Source organism: Candidatus Phytoplasma sp. AldY-WA1 (genome assembly GCF_020312115.2).
Lineage (GTDB): Bacteria > Bacillota_I > Bacilli_A > Acholeplasmatales > Acholeplasmataceae > Phytoplasma > Phytoplasma vitis.
In genome coordinates, this window is record NZ_JAHRHX020000031.1 from 1 (window position 1) to 7,234 (window position 7,234).

A 7,234-nucleotide genomic window follows, 5' to 3' on the forward strand; every position below is an offset into this window, starting at 1 on the left:
GGGTGTGTTCCATTAAAATAGAACCGTTCAAAAAGTTAAAAAATTAAAAAAAGTAAACTATTTATTAATTACAAATAATATAACATAAAAAAATAAAATATGTCAATTAAAAAAAATATTTTTTTAAAAAAATTTACTAAACAAAGAAAAAGAAAAAAAGAAAAAAGAAAACGTATAAAAACATATATATATGATATATTTTAAAAATCTTGTATCTTGTAATCTTGTTTATTATAATAAAAAAATTGTATTTTGTCAATTGTTTTTTAAAAAAATTTAAAAAAAACAAGACACAAGACTTTTAAAAATATTTATTAATAATTTTTATATATTTTTTTTTAATAAAAAATTAGATAAATAAAAAAATAATTAAAAAATGGCCAATGTTAGGGCTAATTTAAAAATATCATCAAAAATAACAGCTTTAAAGGTATCTATTTGGCTACTCATATAGTAAATTTATAGTTAAGTTCAAACTCTATTTTATTGTGTCTAAATTTTTTATTAAAATTATATTATTTTTTTTTTTTTTTAGTCAAACATTTTTTGTTAATGAGATATTCAAAAAGAAAACCAACAAGTAAAACCCTCATTATCTGAGAGTGGTTTGTTGGTTTTCTTTTTGATATTTAAATTGATAAGGAGAAAGATATTTTAAATATTTCATTCTTCTTTGAGAATTATAATTTTTCATAAAAGTATTAACAATTTGTATTAAATGTTTTTTGGTTAATTTTTTGTTTTTTTCTAAATAAATTGTTTCACTTTTAAAATTAGCAAAAAAATCTTCGATACAACCGTTTTGTGCTGGACTTCCTTTTTCGGAGAAACTAGGAATCAATTTTTTTTCTTTTAAAGTATTTTGAATTATTTTTGAAGTATATTCGGTACCTTGGTCCGAATGAAAAAGAGCAGGTTTTTTTAAATTTGGTAATTGCTTTAAAGGTGTTAAAACTAAATGAGTGCCTCTTTTGTGAGAAAGGCAATAACTTAAAATTTCTCTATTATACAATTCTATAAATATTTATTACTATGACGTTTAAGATAAGGATTTTTTCGAGTTTGACATAATAAATCAAATTTTTTCATTTTCAAATAAACTGTTTTAGGGTTGACTTTAATATTTTGAATTAAGAGTTCTTGATAAACACGACGATAACCCTAAACAAAAAAACCTTCTCCCATATTATTATAATATTGATTTTGATAACAAATTTCTTGAATTTTAATGTCTAAATTAGTTAAAAAAGGTGGTTGTTCTTTTTGTTTCAGCCAAAGATAATAAGAGTTTTTGGAAATTCCTAGCCATTTAATAATTTGATTTAAAGAGAATTTATTTTTATATTGGTCAATAATACTTAAACAAGCTTTTTTAAAATTTTGATTTTTTAATTGAAAAATAGTTTTTATTTGTTGTTTAATTTTTTTGATTTCGTTATTATGAGAATTTAAATTAATACTTGTCTTATGTTTATAACTATGACCTCTTTTTTGTTGTAAACGGTGAAATTCTTTATTTTTAAACCATCTAATCCAACGATAAATTTGTTGTACTGCGACAATTTGAAATTTTTTTTGAATTGTTTTAATAGATATACCTTTTTGTCTATCTAAAATAACTTTTAATTTAGTTTCAAAATCATAATATTTAATTTTTTTAAGGGGTGAAGCCGCAAAAATCCTCTATTCTCTTTTAAATCAAAAAACTTTTTTTTATATTATAAAAGATTTTTTGATTAAAAGTTGTTTTTTTCATCTCTCTTTTTGTGGTAAATTATTTTTTTATAATTTACTAATTGGTTGTTTGATTGAATTTATTATATTGATTTTTTTTATCATATTATTTTCTCTTTTTTTAATTTTTATTTATTTTCTTTTTGTTTTTAAGTTTTTATTAAAATAATCCTATTGATTCACAATATTCTTTTATTTTTTGGTTGAAAAAAGGAATTATTTCTTTTTGATTTTGAATGAATTTATATTCAAAATCCAATGATTTAATAATTTCTTCTTGTTCTTCTAAACTAGGAATTTTTATTATTAAATTCTCAATTGTTGTTATAGGAATTTGAATTTGCCCAGTAGTACCAATGGCCATATTATGTAATTCATTAAAACCTATAATTCCAGACATAAAATATAATAAATATCGAGGGTTGATTATTTCTTTTTTGGCACGAATAATATAACCACAAGTGTTAATGGTTGTTGAATTATTAAAAAGAGAACTTTTAAAAAAACAAATACGTCCAGCTGTTCCTCTTCCTTGTTTGTTTAAAATCAAATCTTCATTTTGTAATAATTTATCATGAGGTATTTTTAAATTTTCATTTGAATAATATCTTTTTTTAAGGTTGAATTTGTCTAAACCTCTAATTTGACCTGATTTAATATATTCAACTTTATTTTTTTTATCTATTGTTTTAGTATTATCCATTTCAAAAGGAAGTGATAAACCTTGAATAATTGAAGATATTTCTTTTAAACGCAAAGATTGCCATTCTTTTTTTATTACAAAATTAGGGCGCCAATTGGCATAAGTTTGTTTAGATTTTTCAATAATTTTGTGATATGGAATTAAAATTTTAATTATTTTTTCTTGTTCTTTGATTGTTGGCAAAGGAATTATTATGTTTTTAAACTTTTGAGAATCTACACTAGGATAAAAATCATTTTTTACAAAATTACCCATATCGACAAATAACAAACAATAAAACAAGAAAAGAGGTAAAATTTTATTTTCATCACAAGTTAAAACTGTAATCGTAGATGCTACATAAGAATCTTTACTTATTAAAGCGCGATGGTTTAATTTACAAGATTCTCCTGAAGTAGGTATTAATAAAGAATTTTTTTTAAATAATTTTAAAGTTGTTTTATAAGCAGGATTGATTTTATGAACGCTTTCCGATAAATTCAATTTTATATGAAATTTAGCAATATCAGAAACTTTAAAAAAGGGAATTTCTCCTCCTATATAAGCTTTTTCATCTTTAGGTGGGTTATTGCCTTTTTGAATATCCACTACATCACTTAATTTAATTTTTGGATAATCATTATTTAAGGTAACAGATATTTCTTTTTGATTTAAAAATGAATAATTATTATTTTCCGTAGGTGTAGTAGTATACATTTTTAACATTTCCAAATGATATCGATCCCAATCGTTTTCGATAGCTAATAATTTTCTTCTTTTTTTATCTAAACTAAACCCATCGTTTTCAATTTTATATATTTTAATAAACGAATTTGTTGTATTTTCTTTTTTCGAATTGGCTATTAAAATACTAGTTTTAACACCGGTATATGGTTCAAAAACTCCCTTGGGCATAGAAATAATTTTTATATCAAAATTATTATAAAGTTTTTTTCTTAAAAATAAATTTTTTTGGTTTGATAATATTCCATCTGGAATAATGATTGCCATTCTACCACCTTTCTTTAAAAAATTAAGGCAAGTTTCGATATATAATTGTTCTTTTTGATTCCCAAAAGGAATATTAGTTATTATTAAATCATATTTTGGTTCTTTAGTTGCCTTTAAACTATCACATTGACTAATATTGTTATGTCCATCTCCAGCTAAAATCATATTCATTTTAGCTAATCGAGATGTACTTGTAATTTCTTTTCCAAAAATAGTTTCTTTTTGGAGTTTCTTTAATAAAGTTTTTTTGTCAATTCTTTTACTAATATGTTTAAAAACTTCAATTAAAAAACCACCAGTACCACAAAAAGGATCTAAAATAGTTTCACCTATTTTAGGATCTACAATTTTTACTATGTTTTTCACGATATGACGTGGTGTAAAATATTCTCCTAAATCAGTTTTTTGACCATGACCACCTGAATAAGCACTAATAAAATATTCAAAAGCATCACCTTTAATATCTGTTTCTAAATCAATTAATTTTAAAGGATCCAGTAATTGAATTATTTTTCTTAAAACAGATGAATTTTTAATTTCCGTTTGAATAAATACATCAGAACTATATTTTTTTTGAAATTCAGGGATAATATTTTTTGAAAAAAATTCTAATAAACTATTATCTTCTATTTTTTTAAAATTTTCCCATAAATATAATTTATTAATTTTTTTTATATTTTGTTCACTAAAAAGTTTTAAAAACAAAATATTACAAAATTCATTAATTCTTTGGATGCCAGCGCTGATTCCAACTTCTTGTAATAAATTATTAATTTTTTTAAAAATACTTATTAAATTTTCTCTTGATATTTTTACTTCTTTAGATATATTATTGAATTTGTGTTTTTTTTGAAAAACATTAGCTAAATTATGTGGTATAAAAAAATCTATTTCCGAATCGTTATAAAATAACGGTTTTTCATCAATTAAATGATAAGTTTTGATAATATTTCCGTTAGTAACGCAAGCGACAGGAGCACCAATATTTTTAGCATAATCAATAGCTTGTTCTAAACCACTTTTTAAGTTATAATTAGTAGATTTTTTTTTTATTTCTAAAACTAAAAAAGGTTTGTTATCTAAAAATAATACTCGATCGGCTCTTTTTCTACCAATACTGTATTCACAAAAAATATTTTTTTTTTCACCTTCTATAAACCAACCCTCTTTAACTAACATAAAATCAATACTAGAAGCAATATCTGATTCGGTCAAATTTTTATTCATTTTTTTTATCTCTCTTTTTGTGGTAAATTATTTTTTTATTTTTTTCTTTTATATTCATTTTCTCTGTATATAAAGTAATATATTGTTTTTTTGGATTAAAGTGAAGGTAATAAGTAGCTGTTCTTCCTTCTTCCCATCTTTTGTTTTGTTATAAAGGACATTTAACTTCATTAACATAAAAATCTTTGTCTTCTTCTAATAAATATTTAGGGCCTGTGTAGTTCATTTTGATAAGTTTTGTCCTCTTCGACAAAACTATTATTAAATACAGAAAATACAGGTCCTCTATAGTTATTACTCAAAGTATCTATATCAAACTCTGAAGACATAAAATAATTTAATTCACTACCCCCATAACCTTTATAAGGAGGCATTTATTTGTATAATACCAATTATTAAAAGGTTCTCTAATAAAAGGAGCTAAATCTTTAGGAATTTTATCTTTGTATTGACACTGATCGAAACCATTGAAACCGAAAAATTTATATGTTTTGTCAATTAATGGTTCTTCTATTTCTTCAACATTATTCAACATCCATTTTCCTTGTTCGTTGAAATAAGGTTTATCTTGTTCAGTTAATTTATATTTAGTACCATATGTTTCTCCTTTTTTATAATAATATTCAGTTTTTATTTCTATTTGAGGAGTAGGAACAGGTTTACTTTCTTTTTTAACTTCTAATTTATTATTAACATGCATTAAAAATGCATTAAATGATATAACAATAATACCAATAAACAAATGAGAAATAATTTTTACTTTAGGACTGATTTTTTTAATTCGATTTTGATTTAATTTTTTTTCTCGAAGAATAATCAAATAAGGTCCCAAAATAAATAATAAAAGAGTTAAAACTACTAAAATAATGATTTGAATAGTTGAAAACATAATAAAATTCTCCTTTTTGAAAATTAATTATTAAGATTACATAATATTTTTTATTTTATCATAATTATTTTTAATTAAAACCAATTCGAACTGCACCCTAAAACATTAATAACTTTTTAATTCAAATTATATTAAACTAAGTTATTTTTTATTCATTAAATTCAACTTTTTTGTTTGAATTTTTATTTTTTTTAAAATAATAAAAGTTGTTGATTTTTTTAATTAATTTTTATTGTTTTAAAAAAATAAAATTAAAAAAATGTCTTACATATATATAATGGCCTAAATTAGTTAAAAAAATGGAAAGAAAATTTCATTTTATTTAAAAAAATTTAATTTAATGTTTTTTTAATGTGGTAAATGCTGGGTTTTTGAGTTAAAATGAATGTATAATATTTAATGAAAGTATTAAGTTTAAATGGATCAAAAAACCAAAGTAATTGAAATGTTACAAAATATAATTCAATTAGAAAGAAAAGATTTACAAACAATAATTAAACCTATTATTAAAAAATATTGTTGTTTTTTAAGTATAACGAAAATTTTAGAATTTTTAAAAATAAAACGTAATACTTATTATTCTTGGTTAAAAAACGAACCTAAAAGAAAAAAAAGAAATCAAAAAAAAGAATTAATAACTAAAAGAGTTGGATCTTTGTGTAAAGAATATAATTTTGCTTTTGGTTATCGAAAAATTACTTTTTTATATAGAAAAGTTTTTAATGAAATTATAAATAAAAAAATAATTTTAAAAATTATGAAAGAAAATGATTGGTTGGCAAAATGGCGTGTTCCCAATTCTAAAAATAAATTTTATGAAAAATTCTCACAAAAAAACCTAATTTGATTAAAAATGATTTTAAAGCAAATCAACCTTTAAAAAAATTGTATACCGATCTAACTTGTATATTAAATCAAAATGGTAATTTATGGTTTTCGTGTGTAATTGACGGGTTTAATAATCAAATTGTAGCATTCAAAACAAGTGTCAATCCTAATTAAAATTAGTAAAAAAGACTTTTCAACAAATACCAAATATTAAAGATTCTTGTATTATGCATTCGGATCAAGGTATCGTTTATCAAAGTCAAAAATTACAAAATTATTTAAAAAATAAAAATTTTATTGTTAGTATGTCAAGAAAATCAACACCAAATAATAATGATGTTATTGAAAGTTTTTTTGGTAATTTGAAAAATTGGTTAAAAATTAAATATAATGATTTATATTTTGATAATCATAAACAAATTAAAATGAAAATTTACGAATTTGTTAAATTTTGTAATGAAAAATGGATTTTTGAAAAATTTAATTTTCAAACGCCAATAGAATATAGAAATTCGTATATAAAATAGAATTGTTATTTTTTTAAAACTATTTTAATTATAATAATTTTTTTAAAAAAGTTTTAAATATTAATTAGTTTTTAATTATTTAGCTATTTAAATAAAAAAAGTTTGTCACTATATTAATAATAAGTGACAAAACTAATTACGATAATATTTTAATAATTGATTTGCTTAATTTGGTTCTAGTAATGAAGTCATCAAATGAGTCAAATGGTTTTTTTTCGTTCGGTGATTATTTCGTTAGCTTTTTCGTTTCCGAGACCAGTGATTGAGATAAAATGCGAACTGCTCCTCATTCCATCAACAACAATTAATTTAAAATATTAACTAAGTTTAACTGAG

The 7,234-nt window shown here is 21.4% G+C and carries 7 protein-coding genes and 1 pseudogene; 2 read left to right on the top strand and 6 right to left on the bottom strand.

What is annotated here, in order from left to right:
- Window positions 1-592: 592 nt before the first annotated feature.
- The 6 genes and pseudogenes from KTO59_RS03005 to KTO59_RS03020 form a co-directional block, all read right to left on the bottom strand.
- Complete coding sequence (locus KTO59_RS03005; RefSeq protein WP_284928560.1) at window positions 593-1,012, bottom strand: DDE-type integrase/transposase/recombinase; 420 nt, start codon at window positions 1,010-1,012, stop codon at window positions 593-595.
- A gap of 2 nt (window positions 1,013-1,014) precedes the next feature.
- Window positions 1,015-1,149: pseudogene (locus KTO59_RS04580) on the bottom strand (hypothetical protein); the annotation flags it as partial.
- A 12-nt stretch (window positions 1,150-1,161) separates the two neighbouring features.
- Entirely contained in the window at window positions 1,162-1,680 is a 519-nt protein-coding gene (locus tag KTO59_RS04585; RefSeq protein ID WP_445083519.1) for a helix-turn-helix domain-containing protein, read from the bottom strand.
- A 214-nt stretch (window positions 1,681-1,894) separates the two neighbouring features.
- On the bottom strand, window positions 1,895-4,654 hold the full coding sequence (locus KTO59_RS03010; RefSeq protein ID WP_284928561.1) for an N-6 DNA methylase: 2,760 nt from the start codon (window positions 4,652-4,654) through the stop codon (window positions 1,895-1,897).
- A gap of 206 nt (window positions 4,655-4,860) precedes the next feature.
- Complete coding sequence (locus KTO59_RS03015; RefSeq protein WP_284928562.1) at window positions 4,861-5,028, bottom strand: hypothetical protein; 168 nt, start codon at window positions 5,026-5,028, stop codon at window positions 4,861-4,863.
- The gene (locus KTO59_RS03020) at window positions 4,992-5,543 is read right to left on the bottom strand and encodes a hypothetical protein (protein ID WP_284928563.1); all 552 of its coding nucleotides are present in this window, start codon (window positions 5,541-5,543) and stop codon (window positions 4,992-4,994) included. The genes KTO59_RS03015 and KTO59_RS03020 overlap by 37 nt, the downstream gene beginning before the upstream one ends.
- 418 nt (window positions 5,544-5,961) lie before the next feature.
- On the opposite strand from KTO59_RS03020, the gene KTO59_RS03025 reads away from it, so the two are divergent.
- Both KTO59_RS03025 and KTO59_RS03030 read left to right on the top strand, forming a co-directional pair.
- On the top strand, window positions 5,962-6,390 hold the full coding sequence (locus KTO59_RS03025; RefSeq protein WP_284928564.1) for an IS3 family transposase: 429 nt from the start codon (window positions 5,962-5,964) through the stop codon (window positions 6,388-6,390).
- Window positions 6,391-6,598: 208 nt separating this feature from the next.
- Window positions 6,599-6,898 (top strand): hypothetical protein, encoded by a 300-nt coding sequence (locus KTO59_RS03030; protein ID WP_284928565.1) that lies wholly within the window; start codon window positions 6,599-6,601, stop codon window positions 6,896-6,898.
- Window positions 6,899-7,234: the final 336 nt, after the last annotated feature.